Below are 21848 nucleotides of genomic sequence, written 5' to 3' on the forward strand. Positions count from 1 at the left end.
AGGCTACTGGGCGGACGGCGTCCTACTGCGCGGCGCGCGTGGCCAGGTCGGCACGCACGTCCTCGCCGTCCGCCTGGGCGGCGAACTCCTCGAGCGCCTTCTTCGCCGCGCGGCTCAGCTTCTGCGGCACCACGACCTGGATCGTGACCAGCAGGTCGCCGGTGCGCTTCTTCGTGGCGACGCCGCGACCCTTGACGCGCAGCGCACGGCCCGACGGCGTGCCGGCGGGCACCTTCAGCCGCACCGTCTCGCCGGACAGGGTCGGCACCTCGACCGTCGTGCCGAGGGTGGCCTCGGCGAACGTGACGGGCAGCGTCATGCGCAGGTTGTCGCCGTCCATGGTGAACACCGGGTGGTCCTCCACGTGCACGGCGATCAGCAGGTCGCCCGCGGGGCCGCCGTTCATGCCGGGCCGGCCCTTGCCGCTGAGGCGGATCTTCTGACCGTCGCGCACCCCGGCGGGGATCCGCGCCTTGAGGCTGCGCCCGTCCACCGTGAGCTCGACGGTCGTCCCCTCGACGGCGGCGCGGAACGGCAGCGTGGCCCTGGTCTCGACGTCGGCACCCTTCTGCCGCTGCGGTCCGCCGAACCCGGCCTGGCGGCCGCCGCCCATGCCGAACATGGACCCGAGGATGTCCTCGAACCCGGCCCCGCCGGTCTGCTGGTACTGCACGCGGGGACCGCCCGGGCCTCCGGCTCGTGCGCCGCCCCCGCCGAACATCGAGCCGAACATGTCCTCGAACCCGGCCGGGCCACCGCCAGGGCCGGCGGCGAACCGCGGGCCGCCGCCCGCCATCGAGCGCAGCGCGTCGTACTGCTGCTTCTGCTCGGCGTCGGACAGCACGGCGTACGCCTCGCCGATCTCCTTGAACCGGGCCTCGGCCGCGGCGTCGCCCGGGTTCTGGTCCGGGTGGTACTGGCGCGCCAGCTTCCGGTACGCCTTCTTGATGGCCGCCTGGTCGGCGTCCTTGGGAACGCCGAGCGCGGCGTAGAAGTCCTTCTCGATCCAGTCCTGGCCGGTCACGACGTTCCTTTCTCTGCGGTGCCCGCGAGATCGACGTACCCGTACTCAGATCGACGGACGGTACGTCGATCTCGATCCGGGTACGTCGATCTCGCGGGTGGTTGCTCAGAGGCGAGCATTACTCCGGGCCGACGACGCCCACGCGGGCGGCCCGGACCACCTTCTCGCCGATGCGGTAGCCGGGCTCGACCACCAGGTTCACCGTGGTGGACTCCGCCTCGGCGTCCGTGTTGTGCATGAGTGCCTCGTGCACGGTGGGGTCGAACTCCTCGCCCACGGCGCCGAACCGCTCGACGCCGAACTTCGTCAGCGAGGCGTCGAGCTTCTCCGCGATGGCGGCCATCGGGCCGGACAGCTCGGCGTGGGCCTTGGCCCGCTCGATGTCGTCCAGCACCGGCAGCAGCGCCGTGAGCACGTCCTGCGTGCCCTGGGTGCGCGCGGCCTCCTGGTCACGACGCGCCCGGTTGCGGAAGTTGGTGAAGCTCGCCCGCTCACGCTGCAGGGCGTCGAGGTGCTCGGCGGCCTCGGCCTTGGCCTGCATGACCTCGGAGTCCTCGGCGGCCTCGCCCTCGGGGGCGAAGTCGAGGGCCTCCAGCGGGTCGCCCTCGCCGGGCGCCACCGCGGCGTCGTCCGGGTCGGGGGTACCGCCGTCGGGCACCTCGCGCTTGTGGCCCGTGGTCGGGTCGACCTTGCGCTTGTCCGTGAAGTGGAAAGGGGTGTCCCCCGAGCCGGAGTTCTCCGGCTCGGGGGTGCCCTGCGTCTCGTCAGACGTCACTTGGAGTCCTTCTTGTCGTCCTCGTCGTCCACGATCTCGGCGTCGACCACGTCCTCGTCGGAGTTCTCCGACGACGGCGCGTCGCCCGCCGCGGCGCCCTCGGCACCGGCGTCGCCACCGGCGGCCTGCTCGGCCGAGTAGAGGGCCTCGCCGATCTTCTGCGAGGAGGTGCCCAGCTTCTCGTAGGCGGTCTTGACGGCCTCGGTGTCGTCGCCCTCGAGGGCGGACTTCACCGCGGCGACGTCCGCCTCGACCTCGGAGACGACGTCGGCCGGCAGCTTGTCGCGGTTGTCCGCGATCTGCTTGTCCATCGCGTATGCGAAGGACTCGGCCTGGTTGCGCGTCTCGGCCTCCTCGCGACGCTTCTTGTCCTCCTCGGCGTGCTCCTCGGCCTCCTTGACCATGCGGTCGATGTCCTCCTGCGGGAGGGCGGAGCCGCCGGTGATCTTCATCGACTGCTCGGTGCCGGTGCCGCGGTCCTTGGCGGACACGTGCACGATGCCGTTCGCGTCGATGTCGAAGGTGACCTCGATCTGCGGCACGCCGCGCGGGGCCGGGGCGATGCCGGTGAGCTCGAAGGTGCCCAGCGGCTTGTTGTCCCGGGTGAACTCACGCTCGCCCTGGAACACCTGGATCGCCACGGAGGGCTGGTTGTCCTCGGCGGTGGAGAAGATCTCGCTGCGCTTGGTCGGGATGGCCGTGTTGCGCTCGATGAGCTTGGTCATCACGCCGCCCTTGGTCTCGATGCCGAGGGACAGCGGGGTGACGTCGATGAGCAGCACGTCCTTGCGCTCACCGCCGATGACACCGGCCTGCAGGGCCGCGCCGACGGCGACGACCTCGTCCGGGTTGACGCCCTTGTTGGCGTCCTTGCCGCCGGTGAGCTCCTTGACGACGTCGGACACGGCCGGCATGCGGGTGGACCCACCGACGAGCACGACGTGGTCGATCTCCGACACGGACACGCCCGCGTCACGGATGACGGCGTGGAACGGCTCCTTGGTGCGGTCGATCAGGTCCTGCGTCATCTGCTGGAACTGCGCGCGGGTCAGCTTCTCGTCCAGGTGGACGGGGCCGTTCTCGCTCATCGACAGGTACTGCATCGAGATGTTGGTGCTCGTCGCGGACGAGAGCTCCTTCTTGGCCTGCTCGGCCGCCTCGCGCAGACGCTGCAGGGCGATCTTGTCCTTGGACAGGTCGACGCCCTCGTTGTTCTTCACCTGCTTGATGAGGTGGTCGACGATGCGCTGGTCCCAGTCGTCGCCGCCGAGACGGTTATCGCCGGAGGTGGCGCGGACCTGGATGGTGGAGAAGTCGTCTTCGTCCTTGCCGACCTCGAGCAGGGAGACGTCGAAGGTGCCGCCACCGAGGTCGAAGACGAGGATGAGCTCGTCCTCCTTGCCCTTGTCGAGGCCGTAGGCCAGGGCCGCCGCGGTGGGCTCGTTGACGATGCGCTGGACGTTGAGGCCCGCGATCTGACCGGCGTCCTTGGTGGCCTGACGCTCGGCGTCGTTGAAGTAGGCCGGGACGGTGATGACCGCGTCGGTGACGGGCTCGCCCAGGTACTCCTCGGCGTCGCGCTTCAGCTTGCCGAGGATGCGGGCGCTGATCTCCTGCGCGGTGTACTTCTTGTCGTCGATCTCGGTGGACCAGTCGGTGCCCATGTGGCGCTTGACCGACGAGATAGTCCGGTCGACGTTGGTGACGGCCTGGCGCTTCGCGACCTCGCCGACGAGGACCTCGCCGGTCTTGGAGAACGCGACCACCGACGGGGTGGTGCGGGCGCCCTCGGCGTTCGCGATGACGGTGGGCTCGCCACCCTCCAGGACGGTGACCACGGAGTTCGTGGTTCCGAGGTCGATGCCGACTGCACGAGCCATGACGGTGCTCCTTCGTTGACGGGGGTTGAGTCGTCTGCACTCAACTTAAGTCGCGGTCGGATCGCTGTCCAATCGAGAGCGTCAAAGTTGAGTCTGCTTGGCTCAACCTTGCGCCGGCCGCGGATATTCCCGCAGGTGGTGACCGTCGTTCGCCGGCAGCGATATGCCACGATGTCCCCGTGGTCGACACGGAGTGGTGGGACGTCATCGACGAGGCCGGCGACCCCACGGGCGAGACCTACCGTCGCGGAGCGAACGACTGGCCCGCCGGGCGGTTCCACCTCATCGTGGCGACCGCCGTCGTGCGGACGGACGGGTCCGTCCTCCTGACGCGACGAGCCGCGACCAAGGAGTTCGCCCTCGCGTGGGAGTTCCCCGGGGGCAGCGCACTCGCCGGCGAGTCGAGCCGCCGCGCAGCCCGCCGCGAGCTGCACGAGGAGACAGGCCTGCTGGTGCCGACGGACAGCCTCCGCCCCGTCGGTCGGTTCACGGAGGCGTCCGCGCTGCTCGACATGTACCTCGCCCCCGTGCACGGCGTTCCCGACGTCACGCCCGACGGGGTAGAGGTCGACCGTGCGGAATGGGTCTCCTGGAACGAGGTGGAGGCCCGTCTGCGCGCCGGACGGATGGCGGAACCGTGGACCGATCGCCTGCGAGCCCTCCTGAAACCTCTGAGGCGCATCGCCGGACCGTGACCGGGAACGGGTCCGGCGCCCCCTCAGATCAGCTCGACGCCGTCCGCCTGCGGCCCGCGGTCGCTCTGGCGCACCTTGAAGCGGACCCGGTCACCCTCCTCCAGGATCTCGGCGTCCCGCACCACGGACACGTGCACGAACAGGTCGTCACCGCCGGCGTCGGGCGTGATGAAACCGAACCCGCGGTCCGCGTCGTAGCGCGCGACGGTGCCCTCGCCCCCACGCACGGGGCCACCGGACCGGCCCGGACGGTTCGACCGTCCCCGGTCGGCACCGCCGCGCGATCCCCCGGCGCCCCGCACGAGCTGCACGTTGCGGGCGTTCGGCCCCCGGTCGCCGTCGACGGCGTCGTACGTCACGCGCGCGCCCTCGGCGAGCTCGGTCAGCCCCCGGCCGAGCGCCTTGGCGTGGACGAAGACGTCCGCTCCCCCCGCGTCGGGAGCGATGAACCCGAAGCCCTTCGCGTCGTCGTAGAAGGACACCGTGCCGTCCGCGCCGTCCGACGCCGGACGCGCGGCCTCCGCCGCGAGCGGGAGCAGGTGGTCCGCCTGCGGACCCTTCTCCCCCTCGACGACGAGGAAGGCCACCCGCTGTCCCTCGGAGATCACGCCGCCGGTGACGATGGCCGAGCTGTGCACGAAGATCTCGGTGCGGCCGTCGTCGGGCGTGACGAACCCGTAGCCCTTGGCCGGCTCGTACCAGTTGACGGTGCCGAGCACACCCAGCGGCGCGTCGGCGGCGACGTCACCGGTGACGCGGACGTGGCGCGCCTGGGGACCGCGGTCGCCCTCGCCCACCTCGAACTCGACGGCCTGCCCCTCGCGGAGCTGCTTCGGCCCGTCACCGGCGCCGACGATCTCGGACGCGTGCACGAACAGGTCCTCGCCGTCGTTGCCGAGGTCGATGAAACCGAACCCTCGGTCGGTGTCGAACCATCGGACTGTTCCCTGGGGCACTTCGGACTCCTCGTCTCGGCAGCGGGTGCTTCCTCCAGTGTCCCTCCCCGGAGCCGCACGCCGTGACCACCGTGGTGCCCGGCTCGAGCAATCAGGCCTGTCCGATGCGTCACATCGCGCGCACCCCGACGCCGTCCTCTACCGCACCCGCGCGACGGCGAACCCGTCCCAGCCCTTGGAGCCCACGGTCTGCAGGGCGGTGGCCTCGAGCCGCGGGTCGCTGCCGAGCGCGTGCAGGAAGGCGCGCACGCCCTGCACGTCGGCGTCGGGGCTGTCGGGGTCGACGACGGCGCCCCGGCGGACGACGTTGTCGCCGACGATCACGCTGCCGGACCGGACCAGGCGCATCGCGAGGTCGAGGTAGGCGGGCATGTTCGCCTTGTCGGCGTCGATGAAGACCAGGTCGTACGGTGCCGCGCCGTCGTCGACGAGGCGCGCGAGGACGTCCAGCGCCGGGCCGACCTCGACGTCGACACGCTCGGACACGCCGGCACGGTCGTGGTTCTCACGTGCCACCTTGGCGTGCCGGGGATCACGCTCGACGGTCGTCACCCGCCCCTGCGGACCGACGGCACGGGCCAGCCAGATCGAGCTGTACCCGGCGAGCGTGCCGACCTCCAGCACGCGGCGGGCACCGCACATCCGGGCCAGCAGGGACAGGAAGGCGCCCTGGTTGGGCGCGACCTCGATCGGCGGCAGTCCGTGCTCGCGGGCCGATGCGCGGGCGGCGACCAGCGCGTCGTCCTCGTGGACGGTCTCGGCGACGAGATAGGAGTCGACGTCGCCCCACTGCGTGTCAGTTCCCATGGGCCGATCCTGGCACGCTGCGCAGCGGCTCGGCCTCAGTCGAGCTCCTGGAAGAGCGTCACCTGCAGCCCGGCGGGCGCCTCCAGCCGCGAGTTCATCGACCGCCACGGCGTCTCGCGCGGCGACGCGACCAGCTCCGCCCCGCCCTGCACGGCCTCGGCCGTCGCGCGCTCCGCGTCGTCCACCTCGAGAGCGACCCGCAGCCGAGCGCTGGGCCGACCCTCGGCCTCGACGTCGTCAATCATCCGCACCTGTGCGGCGTTGGACAGCTCGAGGGTGGCCACCCCGGCGTCGAGGATCGTGACCTCGGCGCCACCGTCACCGTGGTAGGCCTCGCGGGTGCTCATCCCGAGCACGTCGCGGTAGAAGGCAAGCGCTTCCTCGAAGTCGTCGGTCTGCACCACGAGGCGCAGCTGCCGTACGGAGGGCCGGGGCGTACCGGTGGTGCCGTCGTCGGACGTCATGCCTGAACACTGCCACGGCCCGACGCCGGACACACGTGCACATTCCCTTCACGCGGAGTCTGCTCCCCGGTGGGCGCCGACCCCGTACGGTGAGGGCCATCTGCATCTCGAGCATCACCCCACGACCGCGGCTGAGAAGTCGACACCCCCGACGACGAGGACGTCCATGACCTCCGCCGCACTGCGCGCAGTCAACCCTGTCACCAGCACCTACTCCGCCCTGTCCCGCACGGTGCGGGACGCGGGGCTGCTCCGCAAGACCCCCCGCTACTATCTGTGGACGCTCGGGGTGCTCACCGCGGCGCTCGGCGGGATCGTCACCGGGTTCGTGCTGCTGGGCGACTCCTGGTTCCAGCTCCTCATGGCCGGAGCGCTCGGCCTCGTGCTGACCCAGTTCTCGTTCGTGGCGCACGAGGCGGCGCACAAGCAGGTGTTCGCCTCCGGTCCCGTCAACGACCGGGTGGGCCGGATCCTCGCCAACGGCGTCGCCGGGATCAGCTACTCGTGGTGGATGACCAAGCACACGCGCCACCACGCCAACCCGAACAAGGTCGGCAAGGACCCGGACATCGCGATGGACACCATCGCGTTCACCGAGGACCAGGCCCGTGAGCAGAAAGGGTTCCTGAGGCTCGTCCACCGCTACCAGGGGTGGCTGTTCTTCCCGCTGCTCACCCTCGAGGGCCTGAACCTGCACGTCACGTCGATCCGGTCGTTGTTCACCGGGTCGCCCGACACGTTGCGCGCACGGGTCCAGGAGTTGGTCGTCATCGGCCTGCGCCTGTCGCTCTACCTGACGGCGGTGTTCTGGGTGCTGCCCCTGGGCATCGCCTTCGCGTTCGTCGGCGTGCAGATGGCGGTGTTCGGCGTCTACATGGGTGCGTCGTTCGCCCCGAACCACAAGGGCATGAAGCTCGTCCCGGCGGACAGCAAGCTCGACTTCCTGTCGAAGCAGGTGCTCACCTCACGCAACATCCGCGGCGGGTGGTTCATGAGCATCCTCATGGGCGGTCTCAACTACCAGATCGAGCACCACCTGTTCCCGTCCATGCCGCGGCCGCACCTGCACCGCGCCCGCGAGATCGTGCGCGAGCACTGCGCCCACCTCGGCATCCCGTACACGGAGACCAGCCTGATCGCCTCGTACGGCATCGTGGTGCGCTACCTCAACCGCGTCGGCCTGCAGGCCCGCGACCCGTTCGACTGCCCGATGTTCCACCAGCTGCGCAAGCTCTGAGGGCACCGCACGACCCTGGGGCCGCACGGCGAGGACGACGGCGGATCGGGCGCGCCCGGCGATAGGTTCGGCCCATGGACGCCCCCGCCACCTCCGCCCGCGGTTCGACGCTCCTGCGCTGGGGACGCAAGGCGTGGGCCCTGGTCGGCATCGCGCTCGCGTCCGTGGCGGTCTACCTGCTCACCGGAGCGATCTCCGGGCTCTTCATCCCGCTGCTCGTCGCCCTCGTCGTCGGCGCGCTCTTCGCCCCGCTGTGCGCCCTGCTCGCCCGCTGGATGCCGCGCTGGCTCGCCGCGATCATCGTGCTGGCCGGGCTGCTCGGCGTCGCCGTCGGCGCGATCGGCCTGGCGGTCCGGGGCGTGGTCCAGCAGGCCGCGGAGATCGGCTCCCAGCTCGCCGAGGGCTTCGAGGCCGTCCAGGGCTGGGCGCAGGACCTGGGGGTCGACCTGCCCACCCTCACCGACACCACGGAGGGGCTGCCGGAGTGGGGCACGGCGCTGCTCTCCGGTTTCACGGCGCAGCTCGGCAACGTCTTCTCGGGGACCGCGGCCCTGGTCATGGGCACGTTCGTGGGCGTGTTCCTGCTCTACTTCATCCTGGCCGACTGGGACCTGCTGATGCGGTGGACGTCCCGCAACATCGGCGTCGACGCGCAGGTGGGGGCCGGCATCATCGACGACGGCACGTGGGCGATGCGGCAGTACTTCCTCGCCCTGACGGCGTCCTCGGTGGTGGTGTCGGTCCTGGTGGGGACGGCCGCCTGGCTGCTGGACCTGCCGCTGGCCTTCACGATCGCGGTCGTCACGTTCATCACCTCCTACGTGCCGTTCCTCGGGGCCATCTTCTCGGGGGCGTTCGCGGTGCTGATCGCCCTGGGGTCGGGCGGTCTGTTCGACGCTGTGGTGATGCTGGTGGTCATCCTCGTCGCGCAGAACGCGGTGCAGACCGTCATCCAGACCTTCATGACGCAGGGTGCGCTGAAGCTGCACCCCATCGTGATCCTCGGGTCGACGATCGCGGGCGGTGCCCTGTTCGGCCTGCTCGGGGCCGCGCTGTCGACGCCGGTGGTGGCGATCGTCATCAAGATCGTCGAGCGCTTCCGGGCGCTCGGCGCGGAGCCGAGGCCCGCCGTCGTCCCGCCGGAACCGGACGCGGGGTCCGCGCCGTAGGATCGGACGATGCTCTCCTCGATCCGCCGCGGCATCGCGCGCCTGTACTGGCGGCTGAGCCGCTGGCGGCTGCAGTCCGAGCCGGCACCGCAGCAGGCCGGTCTGCTGATCGGCGCCCCGCACACCTCCAACTGGGACTTCGTCTTCATGCTGGCCATCGCGTGGCGGCTGGGCCTCGACGTGCGCTGGCTGGGCAAGCACACCCTGTTCACGGGCTGGAAGGGTCCGGTCATGCGCGCGCTGGGCGGTATCCCGGTGGACCGCCGCGACCCGTCGCGCGTGGTCGCGGAGGTGCTGGAGCACGTGGCTGCCGGCGAGGTCTTCCATCTGGTGGTCACGCCGGAGGGCACCCGTTCGGGTGACGGCTGGAAGTCCGGTTTCTACCGCATCGCCCGCGAGGCCGACCTGCCGGTCACGCTCGGCTACGTCGACAGCACCACGATGACCACCGGCCTGGGTCCGACGATGCTCCTGTCCGGCGACGTCCGCGCGGACATGGACCGCATCCGGGAGTTCTACGCCGACAAGGCCGGGGTGAACCCCGAGCTGCGCACCGAGCCGCGTCTGCGCTCGGAGGAGGGCTGAGGGTGCCCGACGGCGGGAGCCCGGTCCCGCTGCCCGCCGGCGTCGTGCTGCGTCTCCTGCGCGCCGACGACGGCCCGGCGCTGGCGGCGGCCTACACCCGCGACCGGGCACGGCTCGAGCCCTGGGAACCGACCCGGCCGGAGAACTTCTTCACGGCGGACGGTCAGGCGGACGCGGTGCGCACCACGCTGCGGGAGCACGACGCCGGCCGGTGCGCGCCGTTCGTCCTCGAGCACGCGGGCCGGGTCGTCGGGCGGGTGACGCTGAGCGACGTCGTCGGCGGCGCGTTCTGCAACGCGCACCTGGGCTATTGGCTCGCCGGCTCGGTGACCGGGCGCGGTGTGATGACCGCGGCCGTCGAGGCGACGCTCGAGCACGCCCGGGACGCGCTGGGGCTGCATCGTGTGCAGGCCGCGACGCTGGCGCACAACGCGCCGTCGCAGGCGGTCCTGGTGCGCACGGGGTTCGAGCGGATCGGGTTCGCGCCGCGCTACCTGCGCATCGCCGGACGTTGGCAGGACCACGTGCTGTTCCAGCGGATCCTGCACGACGGCTGAACGGCAGGGGTGTCCGGGTCGCCGTCCGGTGCGACAGGACCGCCGCGTTCGGGACGCCCGGCCCGAGCCCGGCGCGGCCGGCAGTGGCTGGGATCGCAGGTGTCTCGTTCGCAGGTGTCCGGACGGCGGGATCCATGACATCTCGGCACGCTCCAGTCCCGCCAGACGTCATTCTCACGCCAGGCGGGATCAGCGCGCGCCACACGGCACCGGATCCCGCCATCCCTGCACCCCCGAGAAAGACAACCAGTTCGGCGGCCTGACGTAAGTCGCGCCCGGCCCGGGACACTACGTGGTGTGAGCAATCCCGACGACGACGCCGACCCGGACCACCTGGACGACGCCGCAGCAGCCCGGCTGGCCGCGCTGTGGGACGCCCACGCCGTGCGCCTGCACGCCTACGCGCTCCGGCACAGCGACCCCGACACCGCCCAGGACCTCCTGTCCGAGACCTTCCTCGTCGCCTGGCGACGCCTGCCGGACGTCCCGGCCGACGCTCTGCCCTGGCTGCTCGTCGTGGCCCGCAACCTCCTGCACGCCGACCGCCGTGCCCAGGTCCGCCGTCGGGAGCTGGCCACCGAGCTGACCCGCCTGGAACGCGCCGCGCCCGCCGTCACCGGCACCCCCGAGTCGCTGGCGACCGAGCGCGAGACCCTGCTGCACGGGTTGGCGGCACTCAGCGAGAAGGAGCGCGAGGCGCTCCTGCTGGTCGCCTGGGACGGCCTCGCCCCGGCGCAGGCCGCCGACGTCGCCGGGTGCACGACGGCGGCGCTCCACGTCCGCCTGCACCGCGCACGACGGCGCCTCGCAGCCGCCGTCGACCGTCCCGACGGCAGCACCCGGGCCGCGCAGTCCCCCACGTCCTCGAGGAGGTCGGCATGAGCGACAGCACCATCGACGAGCGCCTCTCGCGCCTCGCGCCGACCGGGTCGCCGGACCCCGAACGGTTCACCGCGGCCCGCGCCGAGCTGCTCGCTGCCGTCGCGACCGATCGCCGAGAGCCCGCAGCCGCGCACGCCGGCGACATGTCGACCCACCTGGCGCAGGTCCCCGTGGACGTCGTCGTCCCAGGGCCGTCACATCGCCGAGGTCGCCGCCGTGCAGCCTGGTCGTTAGCGGCGGCCGCAGTGGTCCTGGTGGCCGGTGTCGCTCTCTTCTTCCGCCCCGCGGAGCCCGTCCCGGCGAGCGGTGAGATGGTCGACGCGTGCCGCGACCTGCTGACCACGCAGGTGCCTGGCATGCCAGAACCCGTCCTGGCCGCCGGTGCTCGCCTGATCGCGTCAGAGGACCTCGACGGCACGGCGTTGGTCCTCTTCGCCCCCGCCGATCCCGATGACGGCGACCCGGCGCTGTGCCACGTACCCGACGGCGACCTCTCGCGCACGACCTTCACCCGGGTCGGTGACGCCTCGGGCAGCACGGCACCGGCTGTCGACGAGGTCACGGAGTCGGGCACGGCGGCCACCGAACCGCTGGAGCTCAGCGACCGGCACAGCGCGGCCGCCGCCTGGGGCCGAGTCGGAGAAACCGTCGAGAGCGTGACAGTGACCACGGCCGACGGCCAGGAGGTCGAGGGTGTCGTGTCCGACGGCTACTGGGTCGCATGGTGGCTGCGCGATGCCCCGGCAGCAGACATCGCCGACCCGTCCGACGTCGTGGCCGCCGTCACCTGGACGCTGACGGACGGCGACGAGCTGTCCCGCACCGCAGCCTGGCCCGGGGCCGATGAGTGGAACCCACAAGCCGAGCGACGCCGCGAGGAGTGCCGCTCCATCCGGAACTGGCAGACCGGCGAACGGGTCTCACCTGTGCTGGAAGACCAGGTGTACGGGTACGGGACGACGCTGTACGCCACCGACAGCACGTACCGCCTGTGCGTCCAGGAGATCAGCCCGCCGTACGAGCTGCTGGGGCAGTCGGCCGGCACCCGCACCGACGGCCCGCCGGCGCCCGACGGGATCGGTACGGGGTTCGGTGCCGGGTTCGGCGGGATCCAGTCGTTGTACGGCCAGGTCGGCAGCGACGTCGACCAGGTGGTCGTCACGCTGGAGGACGGGACCCGGATCGACGCCGAGATCCAGAACGGCTACTGGCTGGCCCAAGCACAGGACCCGACACCACGCGCGGACGACGGCGGCCCGTGGGACGGCGCCGAGCTGGCCTGGTACCTCGCCGACGGTTCGCTCGGCGGTCGACAGGCCGCCACCCACCACTCCTGACCGTGCCGGGACAGCATCCCGCCCGGCCGTCGACGGGGGAGGTCGACGACCGGGCGGGGCGGCACACGGGTTCAGCGCGGTTCGTGGGCGATCATCACCGGGCACGTCGCGTGCCGGACCAGCTTGTCGGGCACCGAGCCCAGCACCCGCCCTACGAGCGCCGAGTGCTTGCGGCCGCCGACCACGACGACGTCGTGACGGCTGAGCCGCTCGCGCAGCACGTCGGTGATGACACCGGTGACGACTTCCGTGGTGACCTCGACGCGGGGGAACTTCTCCGTCCAGCGGGCCATGATCCGGTCCAGGTGCTCCCGTGCCTCGTCGCGGTACTCCTGCGACATCGCGGTGACCATGGCGTACGGGCCCGCGATGAAGTCTGGGTGCACCGCGTGCACCACGAGCAGCGGTGCGGCGGCGTCCTCGGCCTCCGCGAAGGCCTGCTCGAGGACGCGGTCGGCCTGGTCGTCGGTGTCGACGGCGGCGACGACGCGCCAGACCGGGCCGACGCCGTCGCACGGCGACTTCGAGACCTGGGCCATCGGGTCGGTGGGCACGATGACGACGGACCCGCGGGCCATCGCCGCCACGGCGGACGAGACGGACCCGAGCACGACGCGGTCGAACCCGCCGAGGCCTCGCTGCCCGACCACCACGAGCCGGTCCGGGCCGGTGCGGCTCACGAGGATCCCAGCCGGCGTACCGGCGACGACCTCCCACTCCACGTGCTCGGCATCGGGGACCGCGGGGACCCGGCACTCGCGCAGCTCGGACAGCTGCCGTGCCGCCGCACCCACGACGTCCTGGGCGCGCTCGCGCATGGCCTCCATCCCCAGCCCGTACCCCTCCTCCGAGGGGGACACCGGCACGCTGTACGCGCTCAGCACGGTCAGGTTCGCCCGGCGGCGCACCGCCTCGGCGGCCGCCCACCGCAGGGCCTGGTCACCGGCGACCGAACCGTCGATGCCCACGATCACTCGATTGCTGTTCATGGCTTCCTCCGTTCCTCTGCTCCCAGTGGGCCACGGCGGTGCCACCCCGCGGCAGTGCCGCACGCCCCGACCTGCCGGGCCGAAGGTCCCGGGCCGGACACGCTCGCCGGCGCTACCGTGGCCTCATGGCCGACGACGCGGACGTGCTGCTCGACGCGGTGCTGGCCGTCGGACGGGGGATCGAGCTCGAGTCGACGCTGTACCGGCTCGTGCAGGTCGCGACCGACGTGGTGGACGCCCGGTACGGGGCGCTGGGCGTCCTGGGCGACGACGGCATGATCGCCCAGTTCCTCACGGTCGGGCTCGACGACGCCGAGATCGCGGCGATCGGTCCGTACCCGCGCGGTCACGGGCTGCTCGGCGAGCTGATCCGGCACCCCGTCCCGCTGCGGCTGCCCGACATCGGCAGCGACCCGCGCTCGGTCGGGTTCCCGCCGCACCACCCGCCGATGGGGTCCTTCCTCGGTGTGCCGCTGCGGGTGCACGGCAGCCCGTTCGGCAACCTCTACCTCACCGAGAAGCGCGGCGGCGCGCAGTTCTCGGAGCGGGACGAGCAGCTCGTGCGGGGCCTGGCCTCGGCGGCGAGCGTCGCCGTCGAGAACGCGCGGCTGTACGACGAGGCACGGCTGCGGGAACGCTGGGCGCACGGCAACGACGAGATCTCGCGCCACCTGCTGGAGGGCGACGCGCCCTCGGATGTGCTGGCACTCGTCGCCGAGGAGGCCATGCGCCTGGCCGCGGCGGACGTCGCACTGCTCGCGACGGTCTCCGAGGACTCCCCGGACCACCTGCTCGTGCGGGCGGCGCTCGGACCGGGCACCGACGACCTGGTGGGCACCGTCGTCCCGCTCGAGGGCACCTTCGCCGCGGAGGCCTACACCTCGGGACGCCCGCAGGTCTCGCACGACGGCGCCCTCGACGGCCGCGAGACCCTCACGGCGCACCCGGCGAGCGTCGTCGGCCCGGTCGCGGTCCTGCCGCTGGGGGGACCGGGCCGCACGGCGGGCGTGCTGTCCGTGGGAAGACGGCGCGGCACCTCCCCGTTCCCCGGCGTCGTCGTGGACGCCCTGGCCGCGTTCGCGTCGCAGGCCGCCGTCGCGCTCGAGCTCGCCGAGCGTCGTCTCGACGCGGCGCGGCTCGCGGTGATGCGCGACCGGGACCGGATCGCGCGCGACCTGCACGACCTCGCGATCCAGCGCCTCTACGCCACGGGACTCAGCCTGGACGCCGTGGGGCGCCGTCTCGAGGACCGGCCCGACGTCGCCGCTCGGGTGGGGCGTGCCGTCGACGACCTCGACGAGACCATCAGCCTGATCCGCACCACGATCCGCGACCTGCAGCCCTCCCCCGGCCCCGGACGACGCGTCGGACTGCGTGCCCGCCTGTCGGCGGAGATCGAGGCGGCCACCCGGACCCTTCCCTTCAAGCCCGTGCTGCGCACCTCCGGCCCGGTGGACGCGCTGATCCAGCCGGCGATCGGCGACCACCTCGTGGCCGTGCTGCGCGAGACGCTGTCCAACGTGTCCCGGCACGCCGACGCCCGGCGCACCGACGTCGAGCTGGTCCTGGGGGACGACGTGGTCCTCACCGTGACGGACGACGGCTGCGGGATCCCCGCGGACGCCGCCCCGAGCGGGCTGGCGAACCTGGAGCACCGTGCCGCCGACCTGGGCGGCGAGTTCTCCGTGGAGCGGATGCACCCGGGGACCCGGGTCCGCTGGCGGGTACCGCTGCGTCGGTGACCGCGGGTCCGTACCCCGGCGGTCAGGCGTCGCGCTGCAGCCGGGTGGCGAGCACGGCGGCCTGGACCCGCCGCTCGAGGCCGAGCTTGGCCAGGATGTGGGAGACGTAGTTCTTGACGGTCTTCTCGGCGAGGTAGAGCTCGGCGCCGATCTGCCGGTTGGTGAGACCCTGGCCGACGAGCGCGAGCACCTTCTGCTCCTGCTCGGTGAGCTCGGCGAGCGGGTCCTCGTCGTGGCGCGACTGGCTGCGCAGGCGTTCCATGACGGCGGCCGTGGTGCGGGGGTCGAGCGTGGACCCGCCGGCGGCGACGGTACGGATCGCGGCGACGACGTCGGTGCCCCGCACCTGCTTGAGCACGTAGCCGGCGGCTCCGGCCATGATGGCGTCGACGAGGGCCTCGTCGTCGTCGAACGAGGTGAGCATCAGGCAGGCGACGTCCATGCGGGAGCGCAGCTCACGGCACACGGTCACCCCGTCGCCGTCGGGCAGGCGCACGTCCAGCACGACGACGTCCGGGGTGAGGGCGGGGACACGGGCGAGCGCCTGGGCGGCCGTGCCGGCCTCGCCGACCACCTCGAGGTCCGGTTCGGCCTCGACGAGGTCGGCGACTCCTCGGCGGACGATCTCGTGGTCGTCCACGAGGAACACCCGCACGGGCTGCTCTGCCATGTCCTTACGGTAGGGCAGTCAGCGCAGCCACGGGAAGCGCTGGACCAGGTCGGTCGCGGCCCACTGCTTGCCGAGCCCGAGGGTGTCCCCGGCGGCGACGGCGGCCAGCCCGATCAGCAGGACGGCGTCGACCAGGTGGTAGTCCACGAACGGGTTGTTGGCCAGCGGCAGCGACGCGAGCCACATGAGCAGCAGCAGGACGGCACCGGAGACGGCGGCGATCCGCATGCCGATGCCGAGCAGCAGCGCCAGGCCGATGCCGAGCAGACCGAGCATGAAGAGCCAGTCGATGACGGCGCTGCCGGCCATCGTGCCGAAGAAGTCCCCGAACGTGCCCTCGACGTTGGACAGGTATCCCGTGGTGGGCGACCCGCCCTCGATCCAGGCGCGCTCGGCGGGGGTGGCGACGCCGAGTCCGAAGGTCTTGTCGAGGAAGGCCCAGAGGAACTCGACGGCGATCAGGATCCGCACGATCGCGAACGTGTAGGCCGCGACGGGCGATATCTGGTGCTCGTGCACGGTCGGTGACGGGACCTCGTGCGCGGCGGCGGTGGACATGTCGATCTCCTCCTTCGGCCGGGAGGCCGGTGTCGGCGCCGGGACGGTCCCGGCGTCGAGACCAGCCTCGCCGTCCCGGCCGGGCCGCGGCAGGGTGCAACGTCCCCGACCTGCAGGTCGATGGTCCCCTCGCCGGAGCCGAAGGTCCCGATCAGGACACGCTGCGGTCCTCGGCGGGAGCCTCGACGACGGCGACCACCCGCGGCTCGGTCAGCACGGTCCGCCGACGGCGACGCCGCACGCGTCGGACCAGGAGCCAGGCGCCCAGCACCAGCAGCGCGAGCACGAGCACCACACCGGCGACGACGGCGACGCCGACGCCGGTGGCGCGGTCGGCCTGCTCACCGGTCTCGGTCGCGAGCCGCTGCGCCTGCTCGAGCTCGCCGTCGGACAGCGCCCCGCGCGCCGCGGCGGCCAGGGCGTCGACCTCGAGGATCCGCTGCCCGAGCTCCGTGACCGGGTCCTGCTCGGTGTCGACGCTCCGCGAGACGGCACCGACCTGGTCGATCGACGTGGCGGCCAGCGTCAGCGTGGGGACCAGCGCGGCGTACTCCTCGTCGTCGTCCGCCTGCTCGTACGCCGCTCGGACGTCGTCGGGCACGGCCAGCCCGGCCGCCTCCGACGTGCGCTGGACCTCGGCCGCGAGGCCCGGCGCGCCGTCGATCTGCTCGGTGCGGGTGGCGGCCAGGTCGAACTGCCAGCGGCTCATCGCGGTGCGCAGCCCGAGCGGGGGCGTCCAGGGGCCGTCGGCGTCGTCGGTCGCGGCGTAGGACTCGCGGGCCTCGGCCCGTGCGGAGAGCTGCTTCTTGCCGTCGGAGGTCAGCACCCACCGGCGCAGCACCTTCGCGGCGCCGTCACCGGCGTCGTGCGCGTCCAGCAGGTCGACGAACCGTCGCCAGTCGGTGGTGGCGCGGAGCTGGCGCGGGCTGTCGGGGGCGGCGTAGGCGCTGTTGCCGGCGTACACGTCGGCGACGAACGCCGCGAACGCCTCGTCGTCGAGTCCCGCGGTGAGCTTCTTGGTCGCCGTGTAGGACGCGTCGTAGCCGTACGCCTCCGCTTCGCCCTCCAGGGTGTAGGGGCCCGCCCACCGGGCGAGGGGGAAGGCGACGTCCGCCCGGCGGCGCGGTGCCGGGCGCTCCTCGGCGTCCGCCTCGATGACGGCGGCGCCCCGCTGGGCGATGACCTCGGTCAGCCCCTCGGACAACCAGCGGTCCCGGACGGTGTCGTCGTTGATCCACGCGTGGGTGAGCTCGTGCAGGAGGAGCCCGGGGTCGAGGCTCTCGTCGACGACGATGCGCCGCGTGTCGTCGCTGAACCAGCCGCCGTAGCCGAGCACGTTGGGCGAGGCGTCCTCGCGGACCTCGTCGACGCTGGCGGGCCAGTCGCTGCCGACGAGCTCGGCCAGCGCGGGGATGCCCTGCTCGACCTGGCGGGCGGCGAACCGGGTCCACCTCTCGTCCCCGGGGAAGCTGCTCAGCGTGATCTCCTGGTCACCGACGGTGACCTCGGTGGTGTCGGCGACGTCCGGGTCACGCAACGACACGGCCGCCCAGATGCCGCCCTCGTCGGTGCGTTCGTCGAGCGTGTACACGGTCCTCTTGGCCCGGTGGTCGCGGGCGAAGGCCTCGGACGCGTCGAACCGCATCGTCTTGGGGGCGGCGATCTCGAGACTGGTCCGGCCGTCGTCGCCCGGGACCTGGGCGGCGAACGTGGCGAACCCCTTGCCGACACGGCTGCGCTGCTCGGAGCGGAACGGTGCCCCGCCGATCGTGTAGGTCCACTCGACGGTGCGGGTCCGGCCGTAGCGCAGCGGGGAGAACGTGGCCACGGCGACCTCGGTGCCGGGGTCGTCGGTGCCCTCGCGGCGCACGGTCAGCGGGTATCCGCCGCTGGTGGCGCGCAGGTCGGTGGCGGAGGCCGGGATCCCGATCGTGTACGAGTTCCAGTAGTAGTACGTGTTGCCGCGGTCCGGGGTGACGTTGGTCAGGGTCGTGGTGATCTCGGCGGTCACCCTGCCGCCGGCGCGGACCTCGTAGCGGGCGTGGCCGGTCTCGGTCAGCCCGTCGGTGGCTGCCGCCGCTCGGGGGACGGCTCCGGGGAGCGCGAGCAGGCCGACCGCCACGGCGAGCGCGAGCAGCGCGACCAGCGGGCGGCCGACGGTCCTCCCGGCGTGGCTCCGTACGGTCCGGTCGGTCTGGGTCACGTGCGCTCCGTCGTCGTCCCTGCGCGGCCTCCTGCGGCCGCCGGCGCCGCGATCCTAGCGGGTCGCGACGAGGTCACGATTTGCTCAACGGGTGTGACTCCGGTCGCAGGGGCCCCTCCCCTGGGGTAGACCGGAAGCTGCAGGGTCTTGACAACGGGGGGCAATCATGGCTACTGACGCTGGAGCGACGACCATCGCGATGTTGACCGCCTGCTCCGACCCGGACCTCGGGATCCGGTCCAGCATCGTCCAGGAGCTCCTCGACGAGGCCACGCAGGACCCGCGCCTCGCCCGGCGGATCCTGACCACCATGCTCACCGCGTCGGTGATGTCGCTGCAGGCCTACTCGGACGCGACCGAGCGCGAACCCTCCGAGGTGCTGCAGGCGCTCGGGCTGTCGTGGTCCGCGCGCACCCTCGAGGTCTAGCGGTAGACGGTCGCCGGCCTCACCGTTCGGACTCGTGCAGCACCCGCAGCATGTTCCCGCTCGTGAGCTTGCCCAGCTCGACGTCCGACCAGCCGCGGTCCGCGAGCGCCTCGAGCAGCGCCGGATATCCGGAGACGTCCGCAAGCTCGGCCGCGAACCCGGTGGCGCCGTCGTAGTCGCCACCGAGGCCGACGTGGTCGACGCCCGCCACCTCCCGCACGTGCTCGACGTGCGCGACGACGTCGGACAGCCGCGTGGGCGGTGCGGGCTTGCGCTCGCGCCACTCGGCGAGGAACTCGCTGAACGCCAGGTAGTCGGTGGCGCGGATCCCCTGGTCGGCGGCCGCGGCGGCGGCCTCGTCCTTCCACTCGGCGACCGCCGGGGTGACGAACTGCGGCACGAACGTGACCATGCAGATCCCGCCGTTGGTCGCCAGCCGGGTCAGGACGTCGTCGGGCACGTTGCGCGGCACGTCGCACACGGCGCGGGCGCTGGAGTGGGAGAAGATCACCGGCGCCGTGGTGGTGTCCAGGGCGGCGTGCATGGTGCCGGCCGAGACGTGGGAGAGGTCGACGAGCATGCCGAGGTCGTTCATCTCGGCCACGACCTCGCGCCCGAACTCGCTCAGGCCGCCGTGCTCGCTCGGGGTGTCCGTGGCGGAGTCCGCCCAAGGGGTGTTGTCGTTGTGCGTCAGCGTCATGTACCGCACGCCGAGCGAGCAGAAGGCGCGCAGCACGGCCAGGGACCCGTCGATGGAGTGCCCGCCCTCGGCGCCCAGCAGGCTGGCGATGCGGCCGTGGGACCAGGCGTCCCGCACCCCGGAGGCCGTGGTGACGAGCTGGAGCTGGTCGGAGTACCGCATCGCCATGCGGTGCACGGCGTCGATCTGCTCGAGCGTGGCGACGACGGCGTCGGGCCCGGTGATCGTGGTGGGCACGTAGACCGACCAGAACTGCGCCCCGACTCCCCCGGCGCGCAGCCGGGGGATGTCGGTGTGGGTGCGGTCCGCCGTCGACCCGGCGATGTCGAGCACGTCCCAGTCGTAGCCGGCCTGCTCGCGCGCCTCCCACGGCAGGTCGTTGTGCCCGTCCCAGACGGGCTGCTCGGTCACGAGCTCGCGGATCCGTTCACTCACCATGGCGCGACACTACGCTGAGCGCACGCAGACGGCTCGGTGCCCGGCGGCTCAGTGCCCGGCGCCGAGGTTCCCGGCCAGCAGGTCGAGGCGCGCCCGCGAGTCGTCGTTCAGGCCGCGGAACTCGACCGTCTTGCCCTTGGCGGCGTACTTGTGCTGGACGGCGTCCAGCGCGGCCACGGTGGAGGCGTCCCAGACGTGCGCGTTGGTCATGTCGATGACCACGTGCTGCGGGTCGCCGGCGTAGTCGAACTGGTAGACGAGGTCGTTGGAGGAGGCGAAGAAGAGCTCGCCGTCGACGGCGTAGACACGCTCGCCGTCGTCGTCGGACGCGTCGAGGCGCTGCACCGTCGTCAGGTGGGCGACGCGCTGCGCGAACAGCACGGCCGCCACCAGCACGCCCACGATGACGCCGTAGGCCAGGTTGTGCGTCCACACGGTGACGCCGACGGTGGCGAGCATGACGACGGTCTCGGGCACCGGCATGCGGCGCAGGGTCGAGGGCTGGATCGAGTGCCAGTCGAACGTGGCCACCGACACCATGATCATCACGGCCACGAGGGCGGCCATCGGGATGATGGACACGACGTCGCCGAGGGTGACGACGAGGAGCAGCAGGAACACGCCCGCCAGGAACGTCGACAGCCGCGTGCGCGCGCCGGAGACCTTCACGTTGATCATCGTCTGGCCGATCATGGCGCAGCCGCCCATGCCGCCGAAGAACCCGGTGACCAGGTTCGCCACGCCCTGACCCCACGACTCGCGGGTCTTGTTCGAGTGGGTGTCCGTGACGTCGTCGACCAGCTTGGCCGTCAGGAGCGACTCGATGAGTCCGACCAGCGCCATCGCCAGGGCGTAGGGCGCGATGATCTGCAGGGTCTCGAGGTTCAGCGGGACGTCCGGGAAGAACAGCGTGGGCAGCGACGACGGCAGCTCGCCCTCGTCACCCACGGTCGGCACCGCGATCGCGGCGAACACCGTGATCACGGTGAGCAGCACGATCGCGACCAGGGGCGCCGGGACCACCGAGGTGATCCGCGGGAAGAACACCATGATCACCAGACCGGCCGCCACCATGCCGTAGATCCACCACCGGTTGTCCGCGGTGACCTTGTCGCCGAACAGGTGCGGCAGCTGGGAGGTGAAGATCAGGATGGCGAGCGCGTTGACGAACCCGACCATCACCGAGCGGGGAATGAACCGCATGAGGCGGGCCACGCCGAGCACGCCGAGGACCACCTGGATCAGTCCGCCCAGGATTACGGTGGCGACGAGGTAGTCGAGCCCGTGGTCCCGCACCACCGGGGCGATCACCAGCGCGATGGCGCCGGTCGCGGCGGAGATCATCGCCGGGCGGCCGCCCACGAACGAGATCGTCACCGCCATCGTGAACGCCGCGAAGAGCCCGATCTTGGGGTCGACGCCGGCGATGATCGAGAAGGCGATCGCCTCGGGGATGAGCGCGAGGGCCACGACGAGCCCGGCGAGGACCTCGGTGCGCAGCCGCGTCATCGAGCTGAAGGCCGCCCGGAAAGAGCCCGAGGACGTGGCCTCGGGCGCCCCGGAGGCGGGCTGCGGAGCGGGAGCAGGATCGGGCAGGGAGGCGCGCAGGTCGTCGGACACGCGGTGCTTCCTCTCGGTCGTGGCGCCGTGGGCGCACGGCGGGCCGCGAGGTGCCGCCGTCGGACGGGCCTCCCGGCCGCGGGGCAGGGCGGGGGGCGCGTCGTCGCGCGGAGGTTCGGGTGCCGCGTGACCG

Annotated in this window: 21 protein-coding genes; 9 read left to right on the top strand and 12 right to left on the bottom strand. The window is 72.2% G+C overall.

The window, feature by feature from the left end; translation table 11 throughout:
- Positions 1-22: 22 nt before the first annotated feature.
- The 3 genes from HDG68_RS11265 to dnaK form a co-directional block, all read right to left on the bottom strand.
- Positions 23-1024, bottom strand: coding sequence for a DnaJ C-terminal domain-containing protein (locus tag HDG68_RS11265; RefSeq protein ID WP_172152126.1), 1002 nt, complete (start codon positions 1022-1024; stop codon positions 23-25).
- Between the two features lie 118 nt (positions 1025-1142).
- The gene (gene grpE, locus HDG68_RS16725) at positions 1143-1799 is read right to left on the bottom strand and encodes a nucleotide exchange factor GrpE (RefSeq protein ID WP_172152128.1); all 657 of its coding nucleotides are present in this window, start codon (positions 1797-1799) and stop codon (positions 1143-1145) included.
- Positions 1796-3679, bottom strand: coding sequence for a molecular chaperone DnaK (gene dnaK, locus HDG68_RS11275; protein WP_172152130.1), 1884 nt, complete (start codon positions 3677-3679; stop codon positions 1796-1798). Before dnaK ends, grpE begins: the two co-directional genes overlap by 4 nt.
- Positions 3680-3858: 179 nt before the next feature.
- On the opposite strand from dnaK, the gene HDG68_RS11280 reads away from it, so the two are divergent.
- The gene (locus HDG68_RS11280; protein WP_216648331.1) at positions 3859-4374 is read left to right on the top strand and encodes an NUDIX domain-containing protein; all 516 of its coding nucleotides are present in this window, start codon (positions 3859-3861) and stop codon (positions 4372-4374) included.
- A gap of 23 nt (positions 4375-4397) precedes the next feature.
- On the opposite strand, the gene HDG68_RS11285 is transcribed toward HDG68_RS11280, so the two are convergent.
- The 3 genes from HDG68_RS11285 to HDG68_RS11295 all read right to left on the bottom strand — a co-directional run bounded on the left by HDG68_RS11285 (position 4398) and on the right by HDG68_RS11295 (position 6601).
- Complete coding sequence (locus tag HDG68_RS11285) at positions 4398-5330, bottom strand: cold shock domain-containing protein (RefSeq protein WP_172152132.1); 933 nt, start codon at positions 5328-5330, stop codon at positions 4398-4400.
- Between the two features lie 138 nt (positions 5331-5468).
- On the bottom strand, positions 5469-6137 hold the full coding sequence (locus tag HDG68_RS11290) for an O-methyltransferase (protein WP_172152134.1): 669 nt from the start codon (positions 6135-6137) through the stop codon (positions 5469-5471).
- Between the two features lie 35 nt (positions 6138-6172).
- Positions 6173-6601, bottom strand: coding sequence for a VOC family protein (locus HDG68_RS11295; RefSeq protein ID WP_172152135.1), 429 nt, complete (start codon positions 6599-6601; stop codon positions 6173-6175).
- A 166-nt stretch (positions 6602-6767) separates the two neighbouring features.
- On the opposite strand from HDG68_RS11295, the gene HDG68_RS11300 reads away from it, so the two are divergent.
- The 6 genes from HDG68_RS11300 to HDG68_RS11325 all read left to right on the top strand — a co-directional run bounded on the left by HDG68_RS11300 (position 6768) and on the right by HDG68_RS11325 (position 12368).
- Positions 6768-7838, top strand: coding sequence for a fatty acid desaturase family protein (locus HDG68_RS11300; protein ID WP_172152136.1), 1071 nt, complete (start codon positions 6768-6770; stop codon positions 7836-7838).
- 74 nt (positions 7839-7912) lie between these two features.
- The gene (locus HDG68_RS11305; RefSeq protein ID WP_172152137.1) at positions 7913-9007 is read left to right on the top strand and encodes an AI-2E family transporter; all 1095 of its coding nucleotides are present in this window, start codon (positions 7913-7915) and stop codon (positions 9005-9007) included.
- 9 nt (positions 9008-9016) lie between these two features.
- Positions 9017-9592, top strand: a complete 576-nt coding sequence (locus HDG68_RS11310) for a 1-acyl-sn-glycerol-3-phosphate acyltransferase (RefSeq protein ID WP_172152138.1) — start codon at positions 9017-9019, stop codon at positions 9590-9592.
- A gap of 2 nt (positions 9593-9594) precedes the next feature.
- Positions 9595-10149: a GNAT family N-acetyltransferase gene (locus HDG68_RS11315; RefSeq protein WP_172152139.1), complete on the top strand. Its 555-nt coding sequence runs from the start codon at positions 9595-9597 to the stop codon at positions 10147-10149.
- A 297-nt stretch (positions 10150-10446) separates the two neighbouring features.
- Positions 10447-11031 carry an RNA polymerase sigma factor gene (locus HDG68_RS11320; protein ID WP_343037544.1) on the top strand — a complete coding sequence of 195 codons (585 nt, stop codon included), beginning with the start codon at positions 10447-10449 and terminating at the stop codon, positions 11029-11031.
- The gene (locus tag HDG68_RS11325; protein ID WP_172152140.1) at positions 11028-12368 is read left to right on the top strand and encodes a hypothetical protein; all 1341 of its coding nucleotides are present in this window, start codon (positions 11028-11030) and stop codon (positions 12366-12368) included. The genes HDG68_RS11320 and HDG68_RS11325 overlap by 4 nt, the downstream gene beginning before the upstream one ends.
- Positions 12369-12439: 71 nt before the next feature.
- Here the strand turns inward: HDG68_RS11325 and HDG68_RS11330 are convergent, their stop codons facing one another.
- A complete protein-coding gene (locus HDG68_RS11330; protein ID WP_172152141.1) occupies positions 12440-13357 on the bottom strand; it encodes a universal stress protein in 918 nt (305 codons plus the stop codon).
- Between the two features lie 125 nt (positions 13358-13482).
- Between HDG68_RS11330 and HDG68_RS11335 the strand changes: the two genes are divergently transcribed.
- A complete protein-coding gene (locus HDG68_RS11335; RefSeq protein WP_172152143.1) occupies positions 13483-15099 on the top strand; it encodes a GAF domain-containing sensor histidine kinase in 1617 nt (538 codons plus the stop codon).
- 22 nt (positions 15100-15121) lie between these two features.
- Here the strand turns inward: HDG68_RS11335 and HDG68_RS11340 are convergent, their stop codons facing one another.
- The 3 genes from HDG68_RS11340 to HDG68_RS11350 form a co-directional block, all read right to left on the bottom strand.
- Positions 15122-15769 (bottom strand): response regulator, encoded by a 648-nt coding sequence (locus HDG68_RS11340; RefSeq protein ID WP_172152145.1) that lies wholly within the window; start codon positions 15767-15769, stop codon positions 15122-15124.
- A gap of 18 nt (positions 15770-15787) precedes the next feature.
- Complete coding sequence (locus HDG68_RS11345) at positions 15788-16327, bottom strand: DoxX family membrane protein (RefSeq protein WP_172152147.1); 540 nt, start codon at positions 16325-16327, stop codon at positions 15788-15790.
- Between the two features lie 151 nt (positions 16328-16478).
- Complete coding sequence (locus HDG68_RS11350; protein ID WP_172152149.1) at positions 16479-18530, bottom strand: hypothetical protein; 2052 nt, start codon at positions 18528-18530, stop codon at positions 16479-16481.
- Between the two features lie 166 nt (positions 18531-18696).
- Between HDG68_RS11350 and HDG68_RS11355 the strand changes: the two genes are divergently transcribed.
- On the top strand, positions 18697-18957 hold the full coding sequence (locus HDG68_RS11355; protein WP_172152151.1) for a hypothetical protein: 261 nt from the start codon (positions 18697-18699) through the stop codon (positions 18955-18957).
- 19 nt (positions 18958-18976) lie between these two features.
- Here HDG68_RS11355 and HDG68_RS11360 read toward each other — a convergent pair whose 3' ends face one another.
- Both HDG68_RS11360 and HDG68_RS11365 read right to left on the bottom strand, forming a co-directional pair.
- A complete protein-coding gene (locus HDG68_RS11360; protein WP_172152153.1) occupies positions 18977-20095 on the bottom strand; it encodes a dipeptidase in 1119 nt (372 codons plus the stop codon).
- 48 nt (positions 20096-20143) lie between these two features.
- On the bottom strand, positions 20144-21715 hold the full coding sequence (locus HDG68_RS11365) for a SulP family inorganic anion transporter (RefSeq protein ID WP_425483762.1): 1572 nt from the start codon (positions 21713-21715) through the stop codon (positions 20144-20146).
- Between the last annotated feature and the right edge of the window lie 133 nt (positions 21716-21848).

This window comes from Isoptericola chiayiensis, assembly GCF_013149805.1.
Taxonomy (GTDB): Bacteria; Actinomycetota; Actinomycetes; order Actinomycetales; family Cellulomonadaceae; genus Isoptericola; species Isoptericola chiayiensis.